The organism is Paraburkholderia acidicola, from assembly GCF_002362315.1.
In the GTDB taxonomy this organism is placed as follows: domain Bacteria; phylum Pseudomonadota; class Gammaproteobacteria; order Burkholderiales; family Burkholderiaceae; genus Paraburkholderia; species Paraburkholderia acidicola.
The window spans coordinates 864,862-891,169 of the sequence record NZ_MTZV01000002.1 but is presented as its reverse complement, the minus strand read 5'-3'; the positions used below and the strand labels follow the sequence as shown (position 1 = coordinate 891,169).

26 protein-coding genes are annotated in these 26,308 nt (G+C 63.1%); 13 read left to right on the top strand and 13 right to left on the bottom strand.

What is annotated here, in order from left to right:
- The first annotated feature begins 21 nt into the window (after positions 1 to 21).
- Positions 22 to 1,158 (top strand): quinolinate synthase NadA, encoded by a 1,137-nt coding sequence (gene nadA / locus BWP39_RS06055; protein WP_096717798.1) that lies wholly within the window; start codon positions 22 to 24, stop codon positions 1,156 to 1,158.
- 19 nt (positions 1,159 to 1,177) lie between these two features.
- On the opposite strand, the gene nadB is transcribed toward nadA, so the two are convergent.
- The 4 genes from nadB to radC form a co-directional block, all read right to left on the bottom strand.
- Entirely contained in the window at positions 1,178 to 2,776 is a 1,599-nt protein-coding gene (nadB, locus tag BWP39_RS06050) for an L-aspartate oxidase (RefSeq protein ID WP_091011257.1), read from the bottom strand.
- A gap of 220 nt (positions 2,777 to 2,996) precedes the next feature.
- Complete coding sequence (gene rpmG / locus BWP39_RS06045) at positions 2,997 to 3,164, bottom strand: 50S ribosomal protein L33 (protein ID WP_091011258.1); 168 nt, start codon at positions 3,162 to 3,164, stop codon at positions 2,997 to 2,999.
- Positions 3,165 to 3,174: 10 nt separating this feature from the next.
- On the bottom strand, positions 3,175 to 3,408 hold the full coding sequence (gene rpmB / locus BWP39_RS06040; protein WP_091011259.1) for a 50S ribosomal protein L28: 234 nt from the start codon (positions 3,406 to 3,408) through the stop codon (positions 3,175 to 3,177).
- A 215-nt stretch (positions 3,409 to 3,623) separates the two neighbouring features.
- Positions 3,624 to 4,358 (bottom strand): RadC family protein, encoded by a 735-nt coding sequence (gene radC, locus BWP39_RS06035; protein ID WP_096717796.1) that lies wholly within the window; start codon positions 4,356 to 4,358, stop codon positions 3,624 to 3,626.
- A 156-nt stretch (positions 4,359 to 4,514) separates the two neighbouring features.
- On the opposite strand from radC, the gene BWP39_RS06030 reads away from it, so the two are divergent.
- From BWP39_RS06030 to BWP39_RS06000, 7 genes are all read left to right on the top strand, one after another.
- Positions 4,515 to 4,970, top strand: a complete 456-nt coding sequence (locus BWP39_RS06030) for an FKBP-type peptidyl-prolyl cis-trans isomerase (RefSeq protein WP_091011261.1) — start codon at positions 4,515 to 4,517, stop codon at positions 4,968 to 4,970.
- Between the two features lie 2 nt (positions 4,971 to 4,972).
- The gene (gene ispH / locus BWP39_RS06025) at positions 4,973 to 5,932 is read left to right on the top strand and encodes a 4-hydroxy-3-methylbut-2-enyl diphosphate reductase (RefSeq protein WP_091011262.1); all 960 of its coding nucleotides are present in this window, start codon (positions 4,973 to 4,975) and stop codon (positions 5,930 to 5,932) included.
- A gap of 556 nt (positions 5,933 to 6,488) precedes the next feature.
- Positions 6,489 to 7,058 (top strand): hypothetical protein, encoded by a 570-nt coding sequence (locus BWP39_RS06020; protein WP_096717794.1) that lies wholly within the window; start codon positions 6,489 to 6,491, stop codon positions 7,056 to 7,058.
- A gap of 227 nt (positions 7,059 to 7,285) precedes the next feature.
- Positions 7,286 to 8,236 (top strand): branched-chain amino acid ABC transporter permease, encoded by a 951-nt coding sequence (locus BWP39_RS06015; protein WP_091011264.1) that lies wholly within the window; start codon positions 7,286 to 7,288, stop codon positions 8,234 to 8,236.
- Positions 8,237 to 8,262: 26 nt separating this feature from the next.
- Positions 8,263 to 9,432 (top strand): ABC transporter permease subunit, encoded by a 1,170-nt coding sequence (locus BWP39_RS06010; protein WP_096717792.1) that lies wholly within the window; start codon positions 8,263 to 8,265, stop codon positions 9,430 to 9,432.
- A gap of 16 nt (positions 9,433 to 9,448) precedes the next feature.
- A complete protein-coding gene (locus BWP39_RS06005; protein WP_091011266.1) occupies positions 9,449 to 10,222 on the top strand; it encodes an ABC transporter ATP-binding protein in 774 nt (257 codons plus the stop codon).
- The gene (locus BWP39_RS06000) at positions 10,222 to 10,938 is read left to right on the top strand and encodes an ABC transporter ATP-binding protein (RefSeq protein WP_096717790.1); all 717 of its coding nucleotides are present in this window, start codon (positions 10,222 to 10,224) and stop codon (positions 10,936 to 10,938) included. The genes BWP39_RS06005 and BWP39_RS06000 overlap by 1 nt, the downstream gene beginning before the upstream one ends.
- Before the next feature lie 94 nt (positions 10,939 to 11,032).
- On the opposite strand, the gene BWP39_RS05995 is transcribed toward BWP39_RS06000, so the two are convergent.
- The 3 genes from BWP39_RS05995 to BWP39_RS05985 all read right to left on the bottom strand — a co-directional run bounded on the left by BWP39_RS05995 (position 11,033) and on the right by BWP39_RS05985 (position 13,994).
- A complete protein-coding gene (locus tag BWP39_RS05995; protein ID WP_096717788.1) occupies positions 11,033 to 11,494 on the bottom strand; it encodes a GNAT family acetyltransferase in 462 nt (153 codons plus the stop codon).
- Positions 11,495 to 11,513: 19 nt separating this feature from the next.
- Positions 11,514 to 12,698: an acetylornithine transaminase gene (locus tag BWP39_RS05990; RefSeq protein WP_096717786.1), complete on the bottom strand. Its 1,185-nt coding sequence runs from the start codon at positions 12,696 to 12,698 to the stop codon at positions 11,514 to 11,516.
- Between the two features lie 264 nt (positions 12,699 to 12,962).
- Positions 12,963 to 13,994: a CDP-6-deoxy-delta-3,4-glucoseen reductase gene (locus BWP39_RS05985; protein ID WP_096717784.1), complete on the bottom strand. Its 1,032-nt coding sequence runs from the start codon at positions 13,992 to 13,994 to the stop codon at positions 12,963 to 12,965.
- Between the two features lie 78 nt (positions 13,995 to 14,072).
- Here BWP39_RS05985 and BWP39_RS05980 point away from each other — a divergent pair, with 78 nt between their 5' ends.
- The gene (locus tag BWP39_RS05980; RefSeq protein WP_096718589.1) at positions 14,073 to 15,095 is read left to right on the top strand and encodes an NAD-dependent epimerase/dehydratase family protein; all 1,023 of its coding nucleotides are present in this window, start codon (positions 14,073 to 14,075) and stop codon (positions 15,093 to 15,095) included.
- 80 nt (positions 15,096 to 15,175) lie between these two features.
- Here the strand turns inward: BWP39_RS05980 and BWP39_RS05975 are convergent, their stop codons facing one another.
- The 6 genes from BWP39_RS05975 to BWP39_RS05950 all read right to left on the bottom strand — a co-directional run bounded on the left by BWP39_RS05975 (position 15,176) and on the right by BWP39_RS05950 (position 20,665).
- Entirely contained in the window at positions 15,176 to 15,364 is a 189-nt protein-coding gene (locus tag BWP39_RS05975) for a hypothetical protein (RefSeq protein ID WP_091011272.1), read from the bottom strand.
- 264 nt (positions 15,365 to 15,628) lie between these two features.
- Entirely contained in the window at positions 15,629 to 16,333 is a 705-nt protein-coding gene (locus BWP39_RS05970) for a pseudouridine synthase (protein ID WP_096717782.1), read from the bottom strand.
- Between the two features lie 170 nt (positions 16,334 to 16,503).
- Positions 16,504 to 17,325, bottom strand: coding sequence for a quaternary amine ABC transporter ATP-binding protein (locus BWP39_RS05965; protein WP_096717780.1), 822 nt, complete (start codon positions 17,323 to 17,325; stop codon positions 16,504 to 16,506).
- A 13-nt stretch (positions 17,326 to 17,338) separates the two neighbouring features.
- Positions 17,339 to 18,337: an ABC transporter permease gene (locus BWP39_RS05960; protein WP_096717778.1), complete on the bottom strand. Its 999-nt coding sequence runs from the start codon at positions 18,335 to 18,337 to the stop codon at positions 17,339 to 17,341.
- An 81-nt stretch (positions 18,338 to 18,418) separates the two neighbouring features.
- Positions 18,419 to 19,459 carry an ABC transporter substrate-binding protein gene (locus BWP39_RS05955; protein ID WP_096717776.1) on the bottom strand — a complete coding sequence of 347 codons (1,041 nt, stop codon included), beginning with the start codon at positions 19,457 to 19,459 and terminating at the stop codon, positions 18,419 to 18,421.
- Positions 19,460 to 19,516: 57 nt separating this feature from the next.
- Positions 19,517 to 20,665, bottom strand: a complete 1,149-nt coding sequence (locus BWP39_RS05950) for a mandelate racemase/muconate lactonizing enzyme family protein (protein WP_096717774.1) — start codon at positions 20,663 to 20,665, stop codon at positions 19,517 to 19,519.
- A 208-nt stretch (positions 20,666 to 20,873) separates the two neighbouring features.
- Between BWP39_RS05950 and BWP39_RS05945 the strand changes: the two genes are divergently transcribed.
- The 4 genes from BWP39_RS05945 (at position 20,874) to poxB (ending at position 26,293) form a co-directional block, all read left to right on the top strand.
- Complete coding sequence (locus tag BWP39_RS05945; RefSeq protein WP_096717772.1) at positions 20,874 to 22,304, top strand: aminotransferase-like domain-containing protein; 1,431 nt, start codon at positions 20,874 to 20,876, stop codon at positions 22,302 to 22,304.
- Positions 22,305 to 22,408: 104 nt separating this feature from the next.
- Positions 22,409 to 23,647, top strand: coding sequence for an MFS transporter (locus BWP39_RS05940; RefSeq protein ID WP_096717770.1), 1,239 nt, complete (start codon positions 22,409 to 22,411; stop codon positions 23,645 to 23,647).
- A 227-nt stretch (positions 23,648 to 23,874) separates the two neighbouring features.
- A complete protein-coding gene (locus BWP39_RS05935; protein ID WP_133116833.1) occupies positions 23,875 to 24,405 on the top strand; it encodes a hypothetical protein in 531 nt (176 codons plus the stop codon).
- A gap of 163 nt (positions 24,406 to 24,568) precedes the next feature.
- Positions 24,569 to 26,293, top strand: coding sequence for a ubiquinone-dependent pyruvate dehydrogenase (gene poxB, locus BWP39_RS05930; RefSeq protein ID WP_096717766.1), 1,725 nt, complete (start codon positions 24,569 to 24,571; stop codon positions 26,291 to 26,293).
- Positions 26,294 to 26,308 lie beyond the last annotated feature (15 nt).

Below are 26,308 nucleotides of genomic sequence, written 5' to 3'. Positions count from 1 at the left end.
ATCAGCCGGACAGGAGCCATCATGAATCAGGCGATCAGGAGCGTCGAATACGACCGGCCACAGCCCCAGGGGCTGATATGCGGTGTCGGTCAGGCGTGGGCGAAGGTGCCCGAGACGCCATCGGCGGAGGAGCGGGTCGCACTGAAGGCACGCATTCGCGCGTTGCTTGCGCGCGAAAAGGCCGTGCTTGTCGCGCATTACTACGTGGACGCGGAACTGCAAGAGCTTGCCGATGAGACCGGCGGCTGCGTCGCTGATTCACTCGAGATGGCACGTTTCGGTCGCGATCACGAGGCGCAGACCCTGGTGGTTGCGGGTGTGCGTTTCATGGGCGAAACCGCGAAGATCCTGAGTCCCGGCAAGCGCATCCTGATGCCCGATCTCGATGCGACCTGCTCGCTCGATCTCGGTTGTCCCGCCGACGAATTCTCAGCATTCTGCGATGCACATCCCGACCGCACGGTGGTCGTCTACGCGAATACGAGCGCAGCCGTGAAGGCGCGCGCGGACTGGATGGTGACGTCGTCGATCGGCCTCGAGATCGTGGCCGACCTGCATGCACGAGGCGAGAAAATCCTCTGGGCACCGGACCGGCACCTCGGTGGCTACATTCAGAAGAAGACCGGTGCGGACATGCTGCTGTGGCAGGGCTCGTGTCTCGTGCACGACGAGTTCAAGGGCATCGAACTCGATCTGCTGCGCGCCGAGTATCCGCACGCGAAAGTGCTCGTGCATCCGGAGTCGCCGGAAAGCGTTGTGGCGCTGGCCGATGTCGTCGGCTCGACGACGCAGTTGATCGACGCGGCGCAGCGGCTCGACGCAACGCATTTCATCGTGGCAACCGATCTCGGCATCCTGCACAAGATGCGGCTCGCAGCACCTGGCAAGATCTTTATCGAGGCGCCGACCGCCGGCAACAGCGCGAGCTGCAAGAGCTGCGCGCATTGTCCGTGGATGGCGATGAACGGCCTCACGAATCTCGCCCACGTGCTCGAGCACGGTCAGAACGAAATCTTCGTCGATGCGGCCATCGGTGAGCGGGCGAAGCAGCCGATCGACCGGATGCTCGATTTCGCGGCGCGCCACAAGAAGCGTGTGCAGACGAGCGGCGATCTGGCGCGTGACGCAGCGTTGTTTTCGAACGTCGGCCCGGCGTAGTGTTGTTGCGGGTGCCCGGTCACACGTTGCGGTTGCGCACCCGTTCCGGCGACAACACGGTCGGTAGCGCCTTCGGCAATGTGGCGGGCCAGTCGCGACTGTAGTGGAGCCCGCGGCTTTCACGCCGCGAGCGCGCACTGTCGACGATCAACGACGCGACGTCGACCAGATTGCGCAGTTCGAGCAGATCGCGGCTTACGCGGAAATTCGCGTAGTACTCGTGGATCTCGTCGCGCAGTAGCGCAAGCCGATGCTTCGCCCGCGCAAGCCGTTTGTCGGTGCGCACGATGCCGACGTAATTCCACATCAGCCGACGCAGTTCGTCCCAGTTGTGCGCGACCACCACTTCCTCGTCTGGATCGGACACGCGGCTTTCGTCCCAGTCCGGCAGCGGTGCGTGTACTGCAGCGCTAAAACCTTCCTTTTCGATCGATGTCGCCGTCGATCGCCCGATCACGAGACATTCGAGCAGCGAGTTGCTTGCCAGCCGGTTCGCACCATGCAGGCCCGTGCATGATGTCTCGCCGACCGCGTACAGGCCCGCCAGATCGGTGCGGCCCGCGAGATCTGTGACAACGCCGCCGCACGTGTAGTGCGCGGCCGGCACGACGGGGATCGGCTGCTGGGTGATATCGATGCCGAATTCGCGGCAGCGCGCGAGGATGGTCGGGAAGTGCTCCTGCAAGAACGCCGCCGGTTGATGACTGATGTCGAGATACACACAGTCGATACCGCGTTTCTTGATTTCGAAATCGATCGCGCGCGCAACGATGTCGCGCGGCGCGAGTTCGGCACGCTCGTCGTGATTTGCCATGAAGCGCGTACCGTCGGGCAGTTTCAGGATGCCGCCTTCGCCGCGCACCGCTTCGGAAATGAGGAACGACTTGGCGTACGGGTGGAACAGGCAGGTCGGATGAAACTGGATGAACTCCATGTTCGACACCCGGCAGCCGGCGCGCCAGGCCATCGCGATGCCGTCGCCGGTCGCGGTGTCGGGGTTGGTCGTATAGAGATAGACCTTGCCTGCGCCACCGGTGGCGAGCACGGTGTGCGGCGCCTCGATGGTGACCGTGCGGCCGCTGGCTAGATCGAGCGCATACAGGCCGTGACAGCGACGCCCGGGCAGGCCGAGCCGGTCCGAGGTGATGAGATCGATGGCGTAGTGGTCTTCGAGCAGCGTGATGTTCGGGTGCTGGCGCACGCGCTCGCTGAGCGTGGCGACGACCGCATGGCCGGTCGCATCGGCAGCGTGAATGATCCGGCGATGACTGTGGCCACCTTCGCGCGTCAGGTGGAAGCCGAGTTCGGCGGCATCGTCTTTGGTGAACGGCACACCCTGATCGATCAGCCATTCGATGGCGGCCCGACCGTTTTCGACGATGAAACGCGTTGCCGCTTCGTCGCACAGCCCGCCGCCGGCGACCAGTGTGTCGCGCACATGATTCTCGACGCTATCCGCGGAATCGAGTACGGCGGCGATGCCGCCCTGGGCCCAGTCGCTGGCACCCTCGGTCATCGAGCGTTTGGCCACGATCGCGACACGCCGCGTTTCCGCCAGATTCAGCGCAACGCTCAGACCTGCCAGACCGCTACCGACAATCGCCACATCGAAATTCATTCGCTGCTTCTCCGTCTCTCGCTTTGCTGTTGCGGCGCGCCTTCAGGCGCTTCCGACCAAACGAGAGAGCATACGCGCCACAGCCCGCAAGGAAAAGCTGGCTAGTCGGCCGACGGGCAAGAAATGCGGCGACGATAAGAGACGGACTGGAACGGATACGAGGGGAGAAAAACAAAAACCCCGCAGATGCGGGGTTTTTTTGACAAGCTCGGAAACCAGATTACTTGATCTTGGTTTCTTTGTACTCAACGTGCTTACGGACGACGGGATCGAACTTCGAGATCGTCATCTTTTCCGGCATGTTGCGTTTGTTTTTCGTCGTGGTGTAGAAGTGACCCGTACCTGCGGTCGATTCCAGCTTGATCTTGTCGCGTGCGCCTTTTGCCATGATTTACTCCTTAGGCTTCGCCGCGTGCGCGCAAATCTGCGAGCACGGTGTCGATACCGTTCTTGTCGATCAGGCGCAGACCGGCGTTCGAGACGCGCAGACGCACCCAGCGATTTTCGCTTTCGACCCAGAAACGGCGGTTTTGCAGATTCGGGAGAAAACGACGCTTGGTTCGGTTGTTCGCGTGGGAAACGTTATTGCCGCTCATCGGCGCTTTCCCAGTTACTTGGCATACGCGTGCCATGAGAGCACTCCTAATACGCTTAAATTCTGAGTTCGAACGCCGTGAAAGTTTCCCGAAAGCGGAAGGACCCGGTGGGTCGCGGCTTCCAGAAACGCCTTGGCGGCTTCAGAACAGGGTTGGAAAGAAGCAAACCGCGATTTTAGCAGGAAAAAAGCCGATAAATCAAACCTTATTTGCGGAACCGGGAGCGGACCGGGCACTCGTACGGGCTGCTGTCACGACAGGCCGGCGCGGGCGAACGAGAACGTTTCCTGCGCCCCGACGATCAGGTGATCGATCAGTTGCACGTCGATCAGCGCCAGTGTTTCACGCAGCATGCGCGTTAGCCGGCGGTCGCTGGCGCTCGGTTTGACTGCCCCGGAGGGGTGATTATGCGCCACGATCAGGCTTGCCGCATTCAGGGCGAGCGTCCGCCGGACGATTTCCCGCGGATAGACCGCCATCCGCGTCAGCGAGCCGCGCGAGCTTTCCTCCGAGCGGATCAGGCGGTGCCGCGCATCCAGAAACAGGCTGACGAAGACCTCATAGGGCCGGGTGCCGATCAGCAACCGCAGGTAGTCTTCTACGGCTTCCGGCGAGTCGATGACCGGACGTTCGCGGATTTTTTCCGCCAGCGCGCGCCGCGCCGTCTCCAGGATAGCGAGCAACTGGGCCGTTTGGGCTGGGCCGATGCCGCGAATTCCGCTGAAATCACCAGGCGTCGCGTCGAGCATCGCGCGCAGCGAACCGAAGCGCACCAGCAGCGAGCGCGCGAGTTCGAGCACGTTCTGGCCCGGCAATCCGGAGCCGAGGACGAGCGCGATTAGTTCGATGTCGCTCAGCGTGCTGGGCCCCGCTTCGAGCAGTCGTTCGCGTGGCATGTCCTGGTGGCGCTGCCGGACAGGGCGTAAAGCCGTAGTGGGCGGCGCCTCGCACCGGGCGTCGGGTGAGGCAAGTAAGGCGTCGTTCATGCAGGGTCTCCGGAAGGGCGGTCCCGTGTCGCGCACAACCGCGGCGGGATATGTGGCTTACAATGGAGCCTTTGCGTATGGCGCAGCGTGTATACGCGCCGTGCGCTGTGAATGTGTGAATGCGCCTCCGGCGCGTCCCGACTGAATGAGTACCGCATGAGCATCATCGATATTTCCGAAGTGAAACCCGGTTCGCACGTCACGCTTCACTACCGGCTTTCGCTCGCCGATGGCGCCGATGTCATCAATACCTTCACCGAGAAGCCCGCTACGCTGCTGCTGGGCGCCGGCCAACTGGCCCCGCCGCTCGAAGACATTCTGCTGGGGTTGAAGGTCGGTCACCACTCGACCTTTCAGCTAACGCCCGGTGCGGCGTTCGGCCCACGCAATCCGGAGCTGATCCAGCGGGTGTCGCTGGCAACGTTGCGCGAAAACAGCATGATCGGTGAGGATTTTTCTCCGGGCGATCTCGTCGAATTCAACGCACCGGGCGGCGGACGCTACGCGGGCGTGCTGAAGGAAGTCGGCGAAACGTCCGCCCTGTTCGATTTCAATCACCCGCTTGCCGGCCAGGCGCTGGCGTTCGAAGTGAAAATCATCGGGATTCTGTAAACATGAGCACCACGGACACGACCCTCGCCGAAACCGAAATCCTGCTGGCCCAGCCGCGGGGATTTTGCGCCGGCGTCGACCGGGCCATCGAAATCGTCGAGCGCGCGATCAAGCTGCACGGCTCCCCGATCTACGTGCGCCACGAGATTGTGCATAACGCTTACGTCGTCGAAGACCTGCGCAAGAAAGGCGCGATCTTCATCGAGCAGCTCGAAGAAGTGCCAGCTGGCAATACGGTGATCTTCAGCGCGCACGGTGTGTCGAAGGCGGTGCGCACGGAAGCCGAATCGCGCGGCCTGCGCGTGTACGACGCCACCTGCCCGCTCGTGACCAAGGTACATATCGAAGTCGCGAAGATGCGCCAGGACGGCTTTGACATCGTCATGATCGGCCACAAGGGGCACCCCGAAGTGGAAGGCACGATGGGGCAGACGGGCGAGGGTATGCATCTCGTCGAAGATATCGAGGACGTGCAGGCGCTGGTGCTCGCCGATCCGGAGCGGATCGCGTTCGTCACGCAGACCACGCTGTCCGTCGACGACGCCGCCGAGATCATCGCCGCGCTGAAGGCCAAATTCCCGGCGATCCGCGAACCGAAAAAGCAGGATATCTGCTATGCAACGCAGAACCGCCAGGACGCGGTGAAGTTCATGGCGCCGCAATGCGACGTGGTGATCGTGGTCGGTAGCCCAAACAGCTCGAACTCGAACCGGCTGCGCGAAGTGGCCGAGAAGCGCGGCATCCCTGCCTATATGGTGGACTCGCCGGATCAGATCGATCCGCAGTGGATTGTCGGCAAGCGCCGCATCGGCGTCACGGCGGGCGCGTCGGCCCCGGAAGTGCTGGCGCAGGCTGTGATAGCCCGTCTGCATGAGCTCGGCGTGCGCAATGTGCGTGCGCTCGAAGGCATCGAGGAAAACATCGCGTTTCCGCTGCCGCGCGGGCTTGGATTGCCCGCCTGATCCAATCACACCCCTCAGGTGAAAAAAAACGCGCTTCGGCGCGTTTTTTATTGCCGTCTGCGTTTCTATCGCGTTCCTGACTGGCCGAATACGGTCCGAAAATTTAGGGGGCGCATCAGACGAAATACCGGCTCGACCCATCTGAAGTCGACAGATTTCTCGTCTCCCGACGATTATTTTTGGCACACATAACACGGTCATTCCCTATTTCCCGCCGATCCGACCTATTCGGCGGATTTTTGACGCTTCAGACTGGCGCCGTGAAATCGGGTGACCTGCCAATCTCGCCAAACCCGATGAAAACGGGCTCTCAAAAGGATCGCGTGCAACAGTTGGTGCAGGCCGGGTTCAGTGTGGTGCAACTGATGCGCTTCAAAGATGTGCAACCCGGTTGCGCCATCGGTCGATTATTGATCCTAAAATCAGGTTGCAATGCAGGAAAACCCTGCCGGCTCAATATATTGGCCGTCGCATAATTGGAGTTACAATGCGCGCGTTTCTGAAGCCCTGTGGGCCTTGGGACAGCGGATTTTGCAAGGCGCAGGAGACCTGTTTAATGCAAGCCAGGATTGCTCACGCGGTGCCCGACGCGGCCGCGGTTGCGATGGTGACCGCGAGCAGCAGGAAGAGTGAGTGCAGGGACAACGAAAATGGGGCACGGTTGGCTGTAAAGGACATCAACGCACAGGGTTTGACCATCGACGGCCGCCGGATCGAGCTGCAGTTCGACGCCCGCGCCGCCGCAACCGACCCGGAAACCGGCACGCAGGTGGCGAACGCCACGGCCTGCGGCATCCTCACAAAGATCAAGCGTGTTCAGCCGGACGTGATCCTGTCCGGTCGTATGGACACGACGGGCGGGCTGTCTGCGAAGCAGGCGGCGCCCGGCATCAGGGCAAAAATCCTTGGCGGCGACGGTGTGTGTGCCGACAAGGTGGGCAAGCTGGCGGGTGACGCCAGTTCGGCTGAGCCGCTCCTGCTGAGGGGTGCGATGCCGCTCACCGGTTACGACCCGGTGGCCGGCGGGATCGCATCTAGTGGCAAGGGCGATTTGCAAGAAGGCGCCATTACGTTTTACGACTTCAGGGACGGCAACCGTGCGGTCCTCGACGTCGTCAACATGTAACGACGGGACGTACAACGTGACGGCACCGAACCATCCGACGGTGCCGTTTTTGCATCCGCTTCCGGCAACCCGACGACCGCATTCCGGTCGCCCGGGGTATCGAAGGCGGATAACCCTGACCGGTTCTTAATATCAGTACCCGCAGTGCCGTTGCGATTCTCCGACCCATCACCGCCCACCGGTCGATGAAAAACGTGAATCCAGTCGCACGCGCTAAGGAGCTTTAGATGGATATCTTCGTCCAGCAGATCCTCAACGGTCTGGTGCTTGGTAGCGTCTACGCCATCATTGCACTGGGCTATACGATGGTTTACGGGATTCTCGGCATCATCAACTTCGCGCACGGCGATGTGTTGATGGTAGGCGCGATGGTTGCGCTGTCCGCGATCGGAGTCCTGCACAATCATTTCCCCGGGCTCGGCAATGTGCCGACGCTCATCATCGCGCTGATCATTGCAGCCGTGGTGTGCTCGCTGGTCGGTTACACGATCGAGCGGGTTGCCTACCGGCCGTTGCGTAAGGCCCCGCGTCTCGCCCCGCTGATCACCGCGATCGGCGTGTCGATCCTGCTGCAAACGCTCGCGATGATGATCTGGTCGCGTAACCCGCTGCCGTTCCCGCAACTGCTGCCGACCGATCCGATCAACGTGATCAAGGCCACCGAATCGACACCAGGTGCGGTGATCTCGATGACCGAAATCGTGATCATCGTGGTGGCGTTCCTCGTGATGGGCGGCCTGCTGCTGCTGGTCCACAAGACGAAGCTCGGCCGCGCGATGCGGGCGATCGCCGAGAACCCCGGCGTCGCGAGCCTGATGGGCGTGAACCCGAACTTCGTGATCTCGGCCACTTTCATGATCGGCTCGGCGCTCGCAGCGCTGGCCGGCGTGATGATCGCGTCCGAGTACGGCAATGCGCACTTCTATATGGGCTTCATTCCTGGTCTGAAGGCCTTTACCGCGGCGGTGCTCGGCGGGATCGGCAACCTGGGTGGCGCAATGGTGGGCGGGGTACTGCTCGGCCTGATCGAGCAGCTGGGTGCGGGCTATATCGGCAATCTCACAGGCGGTGTGTTCGGCAGTAACTATCAGGACGTGTTTGCGTTTGTCGTGCTGATCATCGTGCTCGTGTTCCGTCCGTCGGGGCTGCTGGGCGAACGTGTTGCGGATCGCGCCTGATCCCGGGCCATAAGGAGCAAACAGACATGACCTCAATTCAACCGATCGAGCCGTCCACGACGCTCGTCCCCGAGAAGAACGCGACCAAAACGCTGATTGTCGGCGTCATTACCGCAGTGCTGGTGCTTGCCGCACCGATGCTGATCGGTGTCGTAGGCGGCAACTACTGGGTCCGCGTGCTCGACTTCGCGATGCTGTACGTGATGCTCGCGCTGGGCCTCAACGTCGTGGTCGGCTTCGCCGGCCTGCTCGACCTGGGCTATATCGCGTTCTATGCGATTGGCGCGTACGTCGCGGCACTGCTGTCGTCGCCCCACCTGACCACGCAGTTCGCGTGGATCTCAGCGGCGTTCCCTGGCGGCCTGCACGCGCCGATCTGGCTCATCGTACCGGTCGCCATGGGGCTTGCCGCGCTGTTCGGCATCCTGCTCGGTGCGCCGACGCTGCGTCTGCGCGGCGACTACCTGGCCATCGTGACCCTGGGCTTCGGGGAAATCGTCCGGATCTTCATGAACAACCTCGACCGTCCGGTGAACATCACCAACGGGCCGCAGGGGATCACCGGCATCGATCCGATCCGCGTCGCGGGCTTTAACCTGTCGCAGACTCACACGCTGTTCGGTTTCCAGTTCACGACCGTGTACATGTATTACTACCTGTTCGTGCTGTGTGCGCTGCTGGTGATCTGGGTCTGTACGCGTCTGCAGCACTCGCGCATCGGCCGTGCATGGGCTGCGATCCGCGAAGACGAAGTCGCTGCCAAGGCGATGGGCATCAACACCCGTAACGTCAAGCTGCTGGCCTTCGCGATGGGCGCGTCGTTCGGCGGTCTGTCGGGCGCGATGTTCGCGGGCTTCCAGGGTTTCGTGTCGCCGGAATCGTTCACGTTCTGGGAATCGGTCGTGGTGCTCGCGTGCGTGGTGCTGGGCGGCATGGGCCACATCCCCGGCGTGATTCTCGGCGCGGTGCTGCTCTCCGTGTTCCCCGAATTCCTGCGCTCGACGATGGGTCCGCTGCAAAACTGGATCTTCGGTCACCAGATCGTCGACACCGAAGTGATCCGTCAGCTGCTGTACGGTCTCGCGATGGTGCTGATCATGCTGTACCGGTCCGAAGGCCTGTGGCCGTCGCCGAAGCACGAAGACAAGATCGCGAAGTTTGCGAAGCGCAGCGGCAAGAAGCCGGTACGCGCGTAAGGACAGGAGAAAACGCATGAGCAATGACATTCGACTGTCCGTCAAGGGCGTCAACAAGCGCTTCGGCGGCCTGCAGGCTCTGTCCGACGTCGGCATCGAGATCAAGGCAGGGCAGATCTACGGTCTGATCGGACCGAACGGCGCGGGCAAGACGACGTTCTTCAACGTGATCACGGGTCTGTACACGCCCGATTCCGGCGAGTTCAAGCTCGACGGCACGAACTACACGCCGACCGCGGTGTACCAGGTCGCGAAGGCCGGCATCGCGCGGACGTTCCAGAACATCCGTCTGTTCGGCGGCATGACTGCGCTGGAAAACGTGATGGTGGGGCGCCACGTGCGCACGCGCCACGGTCTGATCGGCGCGGTGTTCCAGACGCCGTCGGAGCGCAAGGAAGAGCGCGAAATCAAGGAACGTGCGATCGAACTGCTCGACTACGTTGGGATCGCACAGTACGCGGACTACACGTCGCGCAATCTGTCGTATGGGCACCAGCGGCGTCTTGAGATCGCGCGTGCACTCGCCACCGATCCGAAGCTCCTCGCACTCGACGAACCCGCGGCCGGTATGAACGCGACGGAGAAGGTCGAGCTGACCAAACTGCTCGACAAGATCCGCTCCGACGGCAAGACGATCCTGCTGATCGAGCACGACGTCAAACTGGTGATGGGCCTGTGCAATCAGATGACAGTGCTCGACTACGGCAAGGTGATCGCTCAGGGACTGCCGCAGGACGTGCAGAAAGACCCGAAGGTGATCGAGGCATATCTGGGCGCGGGAGTTCACTGATGGCTACGGCAATGTTGAAAATCAAGGGCCTGCAGGTCAACTACGGCGGCATCCAGGCAGTGAAGGGCGTGGACCTCGAAGTCGCGCAGGGCGAACTCGTTACGCTGATCGGCGCGAACGGCGCGGGCAAGACGACGACGATGAAGGCGATCACGGGGCTGAAGCCTTACTCGGCTGGCGACATCGAGTACATGGGCGCGTCGATCCGCGGTGTGCCCGCGCATGAACTGCTGCGTCGCGGACTCGCGATGGTGCCGGAAGGCCGCGGCATCTTCGCGCGCATGTCGATCATCGAGAACATGCAGATGGGTGCGTATCTGCGCAGCGACACGGACGGCATCAAGAAGGACGTCGAGCGTATGTTCGGCTTCTTTCCGCGTCTGAAGGAACGCGCTTCGCAATACGCGGGCACGTTGTCGGGTGGCGAACAGCAGATGCTGGCGATGGCGCGCGCGATCATCAGCAAGCCCAAGCTGCTGTTGCTCGACGAACCGTCGATGGGCCTGTCGCCGATCATGGTCGAGAAGATCTTCGAAGTGGTGCGCGAGATCTCGAAGGAAGGCATCACGGTGCTGCTCGTTGAGCAGAATGCGCGGCTCGCGCTGCAGGCTGCGAATCGCGCCTACGTGATGGACTCGGGCCTGGTCACGATGTCCGGCGACGCGAAGCAGATGCTTGATGATCCGAAGGTGCGGGCTGCTTATCTGGGTGAATAAGCGTTGTAGAAGCACAAAAAAGCCGCATGCCTCAGTTCAAGGAGGCATGCGGCTTTTTCTTTGCACCACCCACCGGCCCGGGCTAAAAAAGACCTCAACCAGCAACCGCCGCCGCAGCGCCGAGACGTTTACCCATGCTGATCACTTCATCGGCGCGATAACCGAGCGCTTCGTAGAACGCCTGCACATCGCTACGCGTCGACAGCACCTGCAGGTTGACCTTCGGACAGCCGCGCGCGGTCAGTGCAGCTTCCGCGTACTCGACGAGCTGTGTGCCGATACCGAGCCTGCGATGCGCGGGATCGACCGCCAGCGAGTAAATCCAGCCGCGGTGGCCGTCGTAGCCGCTCATGACGGTGCCGACCAGGCGCCCCGCACGTTCTGCGACGAAGAACAGTTCGGGTTGCGTCGCGAGCTTGTTCGCGATCGACAGGCGCGGGTCGCGCTGCGGCTTGTCCGGGTTCCGGTATTCGGGGAACACGTCTTGCCATAGCGCGATGACCGTGTCGGTGTCGCGGGCATCGAAGCAGCGGATCGAGAGCGTAGCGGATGTCATCGGCGAGGCCTCCCGTTGCTTATAGCGAGTCGAGCACCGTGCGCAGCATCGCCAGCATCTGGTCGATTTCTTCGTGCGTGACGTTCAGTGCGGGCATGAAGCGCAGCAGGTTGGGGCGGGCGGCGTTCAGCAGCAGACCGTCCGGTTGCATCAGACGCGCTTTTTCAACGATCTGCGGGCCGATGTCCTTGCCGAGCAACAGCGCACGCAACAGACCTTCACCGCGTTCGCCCGCAAAGCCGCGCTCTTCCGACAACTCGAGCAGTTTCGTGCGCAGATACTCGCTGCGTTCGCGCACGCCTTCGAGAAAACCGGGCGCGGTGAGTTGCGAAATCACCGAGTAACCGACGGCAGTCATCAACGGATTGCCGTTATAGGTGCCGCCCTGATCGCCAGCTTCGAACACTTCCACTTCCTTCTTCGCGAGCAGCGCCGCCAGCGGCACACCGCCGCCGATGCCCTTGCCCAGCGTCATGATGTCCGGCTCGACACCCGACAGCTCGTACGCGAACAGCGTGCCCGCACGGCCGCAGCCGCTTTGCACTTCATCGACGATCAGCAGGATGCCGTGCCGTTTCGTCAGATCGCGCAGTTGCTGCATGAATTCGCGCGTAGCCGGAATCACGCCGCCTTCGCCCTGGATCGGTTCGAGCATCACCGCAACCGTCTTGCCGGTGATCAGTTTTTCCACCGATGCGATGTCGTTCAGATCGGCCTTCGGAAAGCCCGGCACCTGCGGCGCGTAGATCGTGTCCCAGCCCGGCTTGCCGCTTGCCGACATGGTTGCGAGCGTGCGGCCGTGGAAGCTGTGATCGAAGGTGATGATCTCGTACGCGCCGTCGCGGAATTTCTTGCCCCACTTGCGCGCGAGCTTGATCGCGCCTTCGTTTGCTTCCGCGCCGCTGTTCGCGAAGAACACCTTGTCGAAGCAACTGTGCTGCGTGAGCAGGTTGGCCAGCTGCGCCATCGGTTCGTTGTAGAACGCCGGCGACGGGTTGATCAGCAGACGCGCCTGTTTTTCCAGCGCTTCGATCATGCCTTCGTTGCAGTGGCCGAGGCTGTTCACGGCCCAGCCCTGGATGAAGTCGAGATAGCGCTTGCCTTCGTTGTCGTAGATCCACGAGCCCTTGCCGTGCGTGAACACGATCTCGGGCCGGTTCGTGATGTACATCAACGACTCGATGGGATACTCATTGAAATTCATGGCAGCAGGCTCCAGGCGAAGCGGATAGAAGAAGGACTGGAAAAACAAAAAAGCCACGGCAGGCCGTGGCTTTCATGATTCGAACAACATGCGCCTGACGGCGCGAATCCGTGACGAAGCCAGCGGCGCCCCTAAGGGAGCGGCGAGCGGCGACGTCGGAGTTCGGACTGGATGCGGTTCATGGGCGAAAGAATACGACACCGCGCGCGTTCGTGTAAACCATCAATTTCGCCCATTTTGCCGCTGATCTGCCGTTGATCGTCGTCAGACCGGGTTCGCCAGATCGGCGGCACTGGTGAACGAATCCGCGTAGAACTCGCCTTCCGGCAACCCGTGATGCTGGGTGAAATCGCGCTGTGCCGACTCGACCATGACCGGTGCGCCGCACGCATACACCTGATAAGCGGACAAGTCTGGCAGATCTTCGATGACGGCCCGATGAACGAAGCCGATACGGCCGGTCCAGGCATCGCCCGCGTCGGGTTCGGACAGAACCGGCACGAAGCGGAAGTTCGGCAGATCCTTCGTCCATTGTTCGGCGAGTTCCAGCAGGTACAGGTCTTTCTTGCGGCGCGCGCCCCAGTAGAGCGTCATCGGGCGTTCGATATTCTGGAACGCCGCATGTTCGATGATCGCCTTCAGCGGCGCAAAGCCGGTACCCGAACCGAGCAGCACGATCGGCCGCTCCGAGTCTTCGCGCAGGAAGAACGTGCCGAGCGGTGCTTCGAAGCGCAGGATGTCGCGCTCTTTCATCGTGTTGAACACGTGATCGGTGAACGCGCCGCCGGGCATGTGGCGGATGTGTAGTTCGATCGGGCCTTCCGCGTGCGGCGCGGTCGCCATCGAGTAACTGCGGCGCTTGCCGTCTTTCAGGATGAATTCGAGGTACTGGCCCGCGAGATATTGCAGGCGTTCGTTGGCCGGCAACTGCAGCTTCAGCACGACGACGTCGTCAGCCTTGCGCTCGATCGCATTCACGCGGCACGGCAGCTTCTTCACCTGCACATCGCCGACACCTGCTACTTCGCGGATATCGATCTCGAGATCGGTCTGCGGCGTGGCGCAGCAAAAGAGCGCCATGCCGCGGGTCTTTTCGTCGTTCGACAGTGCCGACGACGAATGCACGCGCTGTTCGACCTGGCCGCTCACCACCGTGCCCTTGCACGAGCCGCATGCGCCGTTCTTGCAACCGTACGGCAGGCCGATGCCCTGGCGCAGGGCCGCGGTGAGGACGGGTTCGTCGGGTTCTACCTGAAACTGCCGGCCGCTTTGCCGGAGCGTTACGTTAAATGCCATAAAGTGATCGAATTCGAAAAGTCGGTAATCGGTGCGCGCCGTTTGTTTCAGCTACATCGCGGCTACAATGCGTCCACCATGAAAGCGACACGAAACCTGCGCCGCCCGCGCGTACTGATTGTGGGCTGCGGCGACGTCGGCATGCGCTGCGTCGGACATCTGCTGCCGCACATGCGCGTCGTTGCATTGACGAGCCAACTGGCCCGCTGCGTCGAGCTGCGCGCAGCCGGTGTGACGCCACTGGTCGGGGACCTCGACGTGCGCGGCAGCCTCAGGCGGCTCGCGGGACTGGCGCCGACCGTGCTGCATCTGGCGCCGCCGCAGAAAACCGGCGACGACGATCGCCGCACGCGCGCGCTGCTTGCCGCGTTGAGCGCTCGCCGGGGCGGCCCGGCACGCAATGCAACCGTACCTGTGGCGCGCTTGCGCCGTCTGCGCAGCGGTTTGGCGGTGGAACGCGAAACAGGCGCTATTGTACCCGACGGGGTTGCGCGAACCGGCCGCTCACGGACCGTGCCGAAGATCGTCTATGCGAGTACGACCGGCGTCTACGGCGACTGCGGCGGCGCGCTGATCGACGAGACGCGCACACCCCGGCCGGCGAATGCGCGGGCAAAGCGCCGCGTGTCCGCCGAGCAGCAGTTGCGGCACGCGACCGCACGCGGCGCGATCAGCGCATCGATCGCGCGCATCCCCGGCATCTATGCGGCGAACCGCCTGCCGCTTGCCCGGCTCGAGAAGCGCACCCCCGCGCTGGTCGATGCAGACGACGTCTACACGAGCCACATCCACGCCGACGATCTCGCGGCGATTCTTGTGCGCATGACGACGCACGGCCGGCCGGCACGCGTGATCCATGCGTCGGACGACAGCGAGATGAAGATGGGGGAATACTTCGACCGTGTCGCGGATGCGTACGGTCTTGCGCGCGCGCCGCGCGTGACGCGCGAGGCCGCGGAACAGCAACTCGATCCGATGCTGCTGTCGTTCATGCGCGAGTCGCGCCGGCTCGATAATGCGCGATTGAAGGACGAGCTAAAGGTACGTCTGCGCTACCCGAGCGTCGACGATTTCCTGCGCGCAACTCACGAGACGAACTGAAGCGGCACGGACCCAGATCCGTGCCGTCAGACAATCTGTCATGGTGCTTCGAGCGACGCTTCGCTTCGATGGCGTGAGCGTCAGGTCAGCGCCGGCAGTGCTTCGAGTACGAGGAAGCACAGTAGTGCGCCGATCAATGCACCGATCAGATTCGGATGATATTGATGCCTCAGATGCATCGCGGTCAGCAAGCCGCCGACCAGAACCGCGCCTAGACACGTGACCGCAATCATCACGTAGGTAACCCCAAAAGTTTCATTGATGACCATGGCGCTTCTCCCTGAATCCTTTGTAATGGTTGTTTAATCGAGTATAGGGTGCGCTGTCAGGAAGGGCATGCTGCGGCGCAACGCAAAAAGCCGGCGCGCATCGGGTCGACGCGCAGCCATTCACGCTCTGGCGGGGGTTTGCGGGGCAATGAGGGTGGCGCTACCGGTTTACCCGCCTGGTAATCTTCCTGAAGGAATATGGGCGGGGCCGGGCGGTTAATCGGGCGGTTAATCGGGCGGTTTTTCGTGCGGTTATTCGGTCGCTCAGCGGGCTTGCAGGGTGGTGAGATCGGCGGCGTCGAGCCACTGCCATTTTCCTTCGGCGAGTGCCGCCGGCAGCACGAGTCCGCCGATCCGCTCGCGATGCAGCGCCTCCACCCGATTGCCTGCTGCCGCCACCATCCGTTTGACCTGGTGATACTTGCCTTCGAGCACCGTCAGCTCGAGCACATTCGTATCGCGCGCGCGGGCATCGACGGCGACGACCGGTTGCGCTTCGCCGTGCAGCAGCACGCCGTCACGCAACGCGGCGAGCTGCGTATCGTCGAGCGGATGGCGGGTGGTCGCGACATAGGTCTTCGGCACCTTGCGGCGCGGCGCGGTCAGCGCGTGCACGAACTGGCCGTCGTCGGAGAGGAGCAGCAGGCCGGTCGTGTCCTGGTCGAGCCGGCCGACGCATTGCACGCCGCGCGCCGCGAACTGCGAAGGCAGCAGGCTGAATACGCTCAAATGATGTTGCGGTTCGCGTGAGCACTCGTAGCCAGCCGGCTTGTTGAGCAGCACATACGCGCGCTCGCGATACGGCCAGGGCGCACCGTCGACGCAGAACGTGAGCGCATCGGTCGTGACCTCGGCGTTGGGATCGCCGGATATCGCGCCGTCGATCTCGACGCGACCTTCCGTGATCAGCGCGCGGCACTGGCGTCGGGAACCGAAACCCTGGGTGAAGAGAATGCTTTCGAGATTCATGGGCGAGGGCGAAGGGGAGCGGCGCACGTTGCTTGCCGCGGTAGCTGCGGCAACGCCGTGCGAGCGCATTTTACCCGCCGGAGGCAGCGAGGCCGAGCGACCGCACCGGGCGACAACGCGCGACCGACCGCACGCATCCCTTCAACATCAATCTCGCTACAGCGTCGCTGCTACTGCACACTCGCGCGTCGCTCGACGAACCGGCGCACGTATTCATCGGCGGGTCGGGTGAGAATTTCATCGGGCGTGCCTTCCTGCACCAGCGTGCCGTCGCGCAGGATCGCGATGCGGTTGCCGATACGTAGCGCCTCGTCGAGATCGTGCGTGATGAAGACGATGGTCTTGTTCAACGTCGCCTGCAGCTGCAGCAACTGGTCCTGCATCTCGGTACGGATCAGCGGATCGAGCGCGGAGAACGCTTCGTCCATCAGCAGCACGTCCGTATCTGCGGCGAGCGCGCGCGCGAGCCCGACGCGTTGCCGCATACCGCCCGACAGCTCGTCGGGATAGTGATCCGCATAACCGTCGAGGCCGACCTTACCGAGCCACATCCGCGCTTTCTCATGCGCCTGCTGCCGGCTCTCGCCGCGCGTACGCAGCGCGTAGGCCGTGTTGTCGAGCACGCTCTGATGCGGCAGCAGTCCGAAATTCTGAAACACCATGCTGACCTTGAAGCGGCGCAATTCACGCAGACCGCGCGCGTCGAGCTGGATCACATCCGAGCCGTCGATCACGATCTCGCCCGCGGTCGGTTCGATCAACCGGTTGAAGTGCCGCACGAGCGTCGATTTGCCCGAACCCGACAGCCCCATAATCACGTAGATTTCACCCGAGCCGATATGCAGGCTCACATCGTTCAGGCCGACGTTGCAGCCTGTCTGTGCAAGTAGGTCGGCTTTCGATTTGCCGCCTTTGAGCAAATCGAGCACCCGCGCATGGCTCGCTTCGGGGCCGAAGAGTTTGTACACATGTCTGACTTCGATCGCTGCCATCAGAGGCTCCTGGTTACTTCGCCGTGCGGGCTTCGAGGTTGCCGTCCTGCGTGCCGGCTGCCGCGGGTGCGTTGTCGGCGGCGGCATTACCGGCGCGGTCAGTACGGTCAGTACGATAGGGCACACGCGAAGCCGTGCGCGCCCGACGACGCAACGCCAGCAGACGTCGCTGGCGACGGTCCTGGCCATACCCCTGACTGATCCGGTCGATGACGATCGCCAGAATCACGATCGCGATACCGGCCTGCATGCCCTTGCCGACATCGAGTGTCTGGATGCCGGCGAGCACGTCTTCGCCGAGTCCGCGCGAGCCGATCATCGAAGCGATCACGACCATCGAAAGCGCCATCATCGTCGTCTGGTTGATGCCGGCCATGATGCTCGGCCGCGCGAGCGGCAACTGCACGTTGATCAGCAACTGCCAGCGCGTCGTACCGAATGCGCGCGCGGCCTCGACGACATCGCTATCGACGTGACGGATGCCGAGATCGGTCAGACGGATGAGCGGCGGCAACGCGTAGATGATGGTGGCGAAAATCGCTGGCACCTTGCCGAGCCCGAACAGCATCAGCACGGGGATCAGATACACGAAGCTCGGCAGCGTCTGCATGATGTCGAGCACCGGCAGCAGGATGCGGCGCAGCCACGCACTGCGCGACGTGAGAATGCCGATCGGCACACCGAACGCCACCGACAGCACCGTCGCAACGAGCATCAGCGCGAGCGTCTGCATCAGCTTGTCCCACAGCCCGAAGCAACCGATCGCGTAGAGCAGCAGCATGAAGAACGCGGCTGCACTGAGACGCCGTGTCGCATGCCACGCGAGCACACCGACCGCGAGCAGGATCAGCCACGGCGGCAGCGCGCGCAGTGCGCCTTCGAGCGGCACGAGCACATAGCGCAGCACCGCGATGCTGAAGGTATGGAAGCTGTCGCCGTATGCAGCGACGAAGGTTTGCACGCGGTCGTTCACCCAGTCGGCGATCGACAGATGCAGGAAAATCGAACTCATGACGAATCCTCCACGTCACCTCATGTCACACCGCGTCGCGGCTAACCGCCGCTGACCGCGGCTGACCGGGGCTGACAATACTCAGCTACCCGCCAGCGCGGTCTGCATCTTCTGCGCGACGTCGGCCGGCACCCAGGCCTTCCACATCTCCGGATGCTCGCGCAGGAACTGCTTCGCCATCGTTTCGCCGTCGATCTTCTTGCTGGTCATCTCCAGAATGGTCTTGTTCAGGAAGTCCATCGGGAAACTGACCTTCGAATACGCGGTCATCAGATCGGGCTCGGCCTGATAGAACGGCGTCGACACACCGACCTTCAGATGCGAAACCAGATACGACGATGCGCACTGCGACGCGCTGTTATCGGCGCGCAGCGTTTCCCAGCATTTCTGGTCGAATGGCGGCATCTTCAGCTGGACGAAGCGGTATTTCGCCATCAGCGCGGCCGGCTGCCAGTAGTAGAAGAGAATCGGTTTGCCGCGCTCGTAGGCCGAGGTGATCGCCGCATCGAGCGCAGCGCCCGTGCCCGGACGGAAGTCGGTGTACGAATCTTCGAGGTTGAACACTTTCAGCAGGCGCCGGTTCACGCGCTCGCAATCCCAGCCGGCGGGACAGTTCAGGAAGCGGCCCTTGCCCGGCTCTTCGTCGTCTTCGAAGAGATCCTTGTACTTCGGCAGATCGGCCACCGATACGAGGTTCGGCGCGAGCGGTTTGATGTTGCGCTTCGCGTCACCCTTCACGACGTACTCAGGCACGTACCAGCCTTCGTTAGTGCCGCCCGGCAGCGTGTCGCCGATCAGCTTGACCTGGCCGTCCTTGACCGCCTTGGCGATGATCTCCGAGCGGCCGGTCCATTGCTCGGACCAGACCTGTAGATCGTTGCGCGACATCGCGGTTTCGGTGGCCGCGGTGCTGCCCGGTACCGTGTCGGTCTTGCAGCCGTAACCCTTCTCGGCGATGAAGCGCAGCACTTCGGAGCTAAACGATCCGCTCTCCCATGTGACGCCCGCAAAGCGCACGGTCTTGCCCGCCGAACACCAGCTGCCCGCCTGTGCGGCAGCAGGCCAGCATACGGCGGCCGCGAATGCGACACAGGTGGCGCGCATCCAGGGTTTGATCTGCATAACTGTCTCCTTCCTGTTGATATCGGGGGCTGGGCCGGCTGCGTGACACATCACCCATCACGCGTACGTGCTGCGCGCGCTTTGCGTGGCATTCAGTACGGCTTCGTCGAGCACAAGACCGAGACCCGGCGCATCGGACAGCGTGAGCCAGCCTTGCGCATCGATGTCGATCGGTTGCTGCAACATGAAATCGCGCCGCGCGATTGACCACTCCGGCGGGTCGTATGGAAACTCGATGAACGATGCCGACGCGGCGCCGGCGGTCAGATGCAGGTTCGCTGCGAGACCGATGCCGTTGCCCCACGTGTGCGGCGTAAATACCTTGCCGTGCGCTTCGACGGCCTGCGCGAGTTGCCGCAGACCTTCCATGCCGAGCGTGCAGGCGACGTCGGGCTGAAAGACATCGAGGCAGTCGCGTGCGAGCAGTTGATCGAACTCGTAGCGCTCGCGCGTCAACTCGCCGCCCGCGACGCGCAGCGGCGTCATCCGGCGTAGTTGCGCATAGCCGTCGTAATCGCCGCGATGCAGCGGTTCTTCGATCCAGTAGACGTTTTGCTTCTCGAGTTCGCGGGCGACTTCGAGCGCTTCGGCAACGGTCCACGGCGCGGCCGTGTCCCATGGCATACGCCAGCCCTGGTTGCAGTCCACCATCAATTCGAGCTGCGAGCCGACGGCGTCGCGTACGGCGGCGAGCGCGTCGAGATCATCGGCGAGACGCGGTCTGCCGAAGCGGATTTTCAAGGCAGGAAAGCCGCGTGTCATGACGTGCCGCGCCATCTCAGCCATCTCGTCGGGCCGCCGATGCACACCGCTCGACGCATACGCCCGCACGCGCTGGCCGCGGCCGCCGGCCATCTTCCAGCATGGCTCGCCGCGAATCTTGCCCGCGAGGTCCCACAGCGCGATATCGAGCGGCCAGGGGCGGCCTGCGTGAAAACCGATGTTGTCGAGCACCGCGCTGTGCCGCACGAGATCGAGCGGATCGGTGCCGATAAACAGATGCTGGTAGTCGGCGAAGCCGTACATCGCATCGCCGGAACCGATGCCGACGTGGCCCGCGTCGTCGTGGACGCGCACGATCGTCGCGGGAAACTTGCGGCGCGGCTGGCTATCCCACGACGCCGGAAACGGCGGATCGAGATCGAGCTGATGGTGCGTGATCTCGATGCGGACGATGCGCGTCGAGGCCGTTGCTGCGTGGCTCATCGGGTCTCCTCCCGGGGGCGCCGCGTTATTTCTTGTGGTGGCGGCAGAATCGATTGAATCAGGATGGGTGTCATGCTATGAAGTCAAATCATGCAATTCAATCGCTTCAATTAAAGTAAATGACTGCATGCAATCGGGTGCAATCCGGCCCGATTGTCTGCGTATCATTTAAATGACACCCTGACCCGACAATGGAGACGGTCGCATCATGGCGACGAATGCGTGGTTGCCGCGAATCGAGGCGGGTAGCGATCCGAAGTACCAGGTTATTGCGCGCGCGTTTGCGCAGGCGATCCTCAACGGGCAATTGCCGGCCGGCGAAAAACTGCCGCCGCATCGCTCGCTCGCGAACGAACTGCATGTGACGACGGGCACGATCAGTCGCGCTTATGCGGAGCTCGAACGCCAGGGGCTAGCGAATGCACGTGTGGGCGACGGCACCTATGTGGCGCAAGCGCGTGTACGCGATGTGCCGGGCGGCGGTGCACCGCCGCTCGAGACGCGCCCCGGCATGCCGGCGGCGCCGGCGCTGATCGATCTCGGCCAGAACGTGCCGCAATCCACGGCAGAAGCAGCGGCGTTGTCGGCGACACTGCGCGAGATCGCAGCGGACGAACGCCTTACCGCCGACCTGCTGCAGTACGCGCCCGAAGCGGGCTCGATGCGCCATCGCCTGGCCGGTGCTGCGTGGCTCGCGCGTTCGGGCAGCCCGGCGAGCGCCGCACGCGTGCTCGTCACGCAAGGCGCGCAGCACGCGCTTGCCTCGGTACTACGCGCGGTCGCGCGTCCTGGCGATACGGTGCTCGCCGAAGTGGTCAGCTATCCGGGCATCATCGCGCTCGCGCGGCAACTGCGGTTGCATCTGGTCGGCGTCGAGATCGATCACGAAGGGCTCGTGCCCGCCGCGCTCGAACTCGCGTGCAAGTCGCTGCATCCGCGCGCCATCTTCTGTGTGCCGACCATCCACAATCCGACCACCGCGACGATGTCCGTCGAGCGGCGCGAGGCCGTCGCGGACATCCTGCGCCGGCACGCCGTGCTGCTGATCGAAGACATCGTGCCGGCGATGCTGCTCGAGAGTCCGCCCGATCCGTTGTCGGTATGGTTGCCCGAACAGGCGTTTCTGATTGCAGGGTTATCGAAATCCGTCGCGCCGGGGTTGCGCGTCGGTTATCTGCAGGCGCCGCAGGCGTGGTGCTCGAAGATTGCGGCGGTGATTCGCAGCGACTGCTGGATGACCGCGCCGCTGATGGCGGAGATCGTTGCGCGCTGGGTGGAGAACGGCGAGATGGAGCGACTGTACGGTTTGCAGCGCGCGCACATCGAGACGCAGCACGCGGTGGCGCGCGAGGTGCTCGCGGGCATCGCATACCGGCACGCGGCGACGAGTTCGCATTTGTGGCTGCCGCTGCCCGAGCCGTGGCGCGCCGCGGAATTCGCAGCGGCGCTGCGTCACGAAGGCGTGCTCGTAAAGACCGCCGATAGCTTCGTGATCGGTCGCAATGCCGCGCCGCACGCGGTGCGCATCTGCATGACCGGCGCGACTTCGCGCGAGGCGTTGACGCGTGGGCTGTCGATCGTGCGTGCGACGCTCGAACATGGACTCGAAAGCGGCGTGGCGTCGTCATACGCGCCTTGAGGCGTAGCGCGGTCGTAGTCGCATAGTCGAATAACAGAGCAAGAACCGGAGCGCCTCCGATAAGCACTCCGGTGACGATGGCGTCATCGTCACCGGAGATCACTATGGCTTCCTTGCATCCGCAACTGCCGGCCGCATTCCAGCGGCTCGCGTGGTCGAATCTCGTCGCACAGTCCGCCGAGCAGGTCAGTCTCGCCGCCGCGCCGCTCGTCGCCGTGTTCATGCTGGGCGCGTCTGCGCATGAAACGGGCTTGCTGCAAACCGCGCAGACGTTGCCGTTTTTGTTGCTGTCGATTCCGCTTGGCGTATGGGCCGATCGCCGCTCGCGCCGCACGCTGATGACGGTCGCCGAAGCAGTGCGTGCCCTCGCGATGCTGGGCGTATTGCTGCTGATCGCCATGCACACGTTGTCGCTATCGCTGCTCGCCGTGCTCGGTTTTCTCGGCGCGACTGGCACGGTTGCGTACAGCGTCGCGGCGCCGGCGCTCGTGCCTTCGCTCGTACCGCGCACCGCGCTTGCCGCGGCGAACGGCCGCATCGAGCTCGCGCGCAGCGTTGCCTATTCGGCGGGGCCGGCGCTCGGTGGTTTGCTGGTTGGGTGGATCGGCGCGGGTTGGGCGTACGGCTGCGCGGCCGCATTGTCGATGCTCGCAGTCGGTTTGCTGGCCGGCTTGCGCGAGCCGGCGCGAACGCCCGCAGCACCGCGGCACTTCCTGCTCGAACTGCGCGATGGCGCGCGCTTCGTGCTCGGCGACGCGCTGCTGCGACCGATGCTCGCCACCGCGGTGTTCTTCAACCTCGGCTTCTTCACGCTGCAATCGGTCTATGTGCCGTACGCCGTACACCGGCTCGGGTTGTCTGCGTCGGCGGTCGGTATGACACTCGGCGCATACGGCGTCGGCATGGTGTGCGGTGCGCTGGCCGCACCGGCCATCGCGCGGCGTCTCATGTTCGGTCGTGTGCTGACGATCGGGCCAACGTGCGGATTGCTCGCCTCGCTGGTGATGGTCGCGACGCTTTGGATGCCGTCATTCTGGCTCGCTGCGTTGAGCTTCTTCCTGCTCGGCGCGGGGCCGATCCTGTGGACCGTCGGATCGACGACGCTGCGTCAGGCGATCACGCCGTCCGGCATGATGGGCCGCGTATCGGCGATCAACAGTACCGCGACGTATGGCGCACGGCCGCTGGGCGCGCTGCTCGGTGCGATGATCAGCGGGCATTACGGTATGGACGCGTGTCTTGTCGTCGCGGCCGCCGCGTTTCTGGTGCAGGCGTTGATCATCTTTGTGTCGTCGGCGGCTCGGCTCACGGATATTCCTGCGCAGAGCGCAGTGACCTGCTGAAACGTTGTCTGCGAACTTGCTCGCATCGCGCGTTCGCTGCGAGATGTGTGCGAGGAATTGACCGGCACAGGTCGGGTGGGGCAGCGGTGTCGCACGCTATTCGATTTCGGAATTCAAGACGGCATTTCGTAAGAAAGGCAATGAAAGCGGCACTTTCATTCAGTCTTGCAGCCAATGGTGGGCACTAGTCTGCGCGCCTGCAACCGCTCAATCAGATGGAGAGTCGTATGGGATGCCGCATCAGCCGCGAAGCAGGTGATTCAGGTGCGCTTTATGTGGATCAGCCGGCCGCCGGGCCGACCAGATCGAAGAAAACAGAACGCGAAGTTCCAAAAGATCCCACAGCACGTGCGCCAGCCTGGCCTCAGCAACATCCTCCTTTGAGCGCGGCGCAACTGCGTCCGCAGAACCGGCAGGAAAAGGCACGGAAAGCCTTCGAGGAGGCCAGGACTAAACGACTTAGGACAAACATCAAGGAAGAAGGACCGGCTACCCTGCAACTACTCAGAGACGCTGTGCCGGACTTCTTCGGGGACGACCTGCCGGACAGCGAAATTGACCTGATGGCAGCAGCTCTGTACTACCGGTGCACGACGAATTCTCTGCCAACTTTCAAGAAGCCCGTTGGGACATCACCCATGGACACAACGAAAGGCTTCTCCTTCACAGCACCCAGGCGCCGTGCCATTGACACTGACGACGACATCGCTCCCGACGCCACTCGTGCCAATGTTGTCGATGTACCGCCTGCCGACTAACAAGACGATGTCGGCGGAACATGCGGTACGCAGGTTGAATGGCGAAGCTGCGATGCCCGGTGTTTTCACTCCGCTTACGATGGCGCCGTGGTGACACGTTTCGCGAGGAAGCGGTAACCTCTGGCATTCCCGAGGCACCGTTTTTTCACCGAAGGAGCACAGCATGGCGAAGCAAACCATCGCAGACTTTCTCGCAAAGACCCTGGCCGCGGCTGGCGTCGAGCGGATCTGGGGCGTCACCGGCGACAGCCTCAACGGCCTGTCCGACAGCCTGCACCGGCTCGGCTCGATTCGCTGGATGCATACGCGTCATGAAGAAGTCGCCGCGTTCGCCGCGGGCGCCGATGCGGCTGCCACCGGCAAGCTCGCCGTCTGCGCCGGCAGTTGCGGGCCGGGCAATCTGCATCTGATTAACGGGCTGTTCGACTGTCACCGCAACCACGTGCCGGTGCTGGCCATTGCGGCGCACATTCCGTCGTCGGAAATCGGGCTCGGCTACTTTCAGGAAACGCATCCGCAGGAGCTGTTCAAGGAATGCAGCCACTACGTCGAACTCGTGTCGAACCCGGCGCAGTTTCCGCGTGTGCTGGCGACAGCCATGCGTACGGCAATCGAGGAACGCGGTGTCGCGGTGATCGTGCTGCCCGGCGACGTCGCGCTCAGCGACGCACCCGATGAAACGCCGTCGTGGTCGGGCTCGTCCGGTGCGTCGGTGTTGACTCCCGCCGCCGCCGATATCGACCGTCTCGCCGATCTGCTGAACCACTCGGGCGGCGTCACGCTGCTGTGCGGCAGCGGCTGCGAAGGCGCGCACGACGAAGTGGTCGCGCTGGCCGATACGCTCGGCGCACCGACCGTGCACGCGCTGCGCGGCAAGCAGCATGTGGAATGGGACAACCCGTATGACGTCGGCATGACAGGGCTGATCGGTTTCAGCTCCGGTTATCACGCGATGATGTCGTGCGACACGCTCGTGATGCTCGGCACCGATTTCCCGTATCGCAACTTCTATCCGCCCGAGGCGAACATCGTGCAGATCGACCGGCGCGGCAAGGCACTGGGACGTCGTGCGCCGCTCAAGCTGGGGCTCGTCGGCGATGTGCGTGCGACGTTGCAGGCGCTGCTGCCCAAACTCACGCGCAAGACCGAGCGGCATTTCATCGAACGTGCACGCAAGCATTACGCAGCGGCGCGCAAGGGGCTCGACGATCTTGCACGGCCGTCCGATCTGGGGCGGCCGATTCATCCGCAGTATCTGACGAGCCTCGTCGACCAGATCGCCGCAGACGATGCGGTATTCACCGCCGATGTCGGCACACCGACACTCTGGGCCGCGCGCTATCTGACGATGAACGGCCGTCGTTCGTTGCACGGTTCGTTTAATCACGGGTCGATGGCGAACGCGATGCCGCAGGCGCTCGGTGCCCAGGCAGCGGCACCGGGCAGGCAAGTGGTGTCGCTATCGGGCGACGGCGGCCTGTCGATGCTGCTCGGAGATCTGCTCACCGCGCGTCAACTGAATCTGCCGATCAAGATCGTCGTCTACAACAACAGCGTGCTCGGTTTCGTCGCGATGGAGATGAAGGCGGGCGGTTATCTCGACACAGGCACCGATCTGGCCACCACCGATTTCGCGGCGATTGCCAAGGGCGCAGGGATCTTCGGCGTGCGGGTCACCGAATCGGAGACGCTGGCCGAGGCATTGCGCGCGGCGTTCGCGCATCCGGGGCCAGCTGTGGTCGACGTCGTCACCGCGAAACACGAACTCGCGATGCCGCCGAAGATCCAGTGGGCGCAAGCGAAGGGCTTCAGCCTCTATATGTTGCGTGCGGTGCTGAGCGGCCGTGGCGATGAAGTGGTCGAACTCGCGAATACGAACCTGCGTTAGTCCTAACGCGAGCGG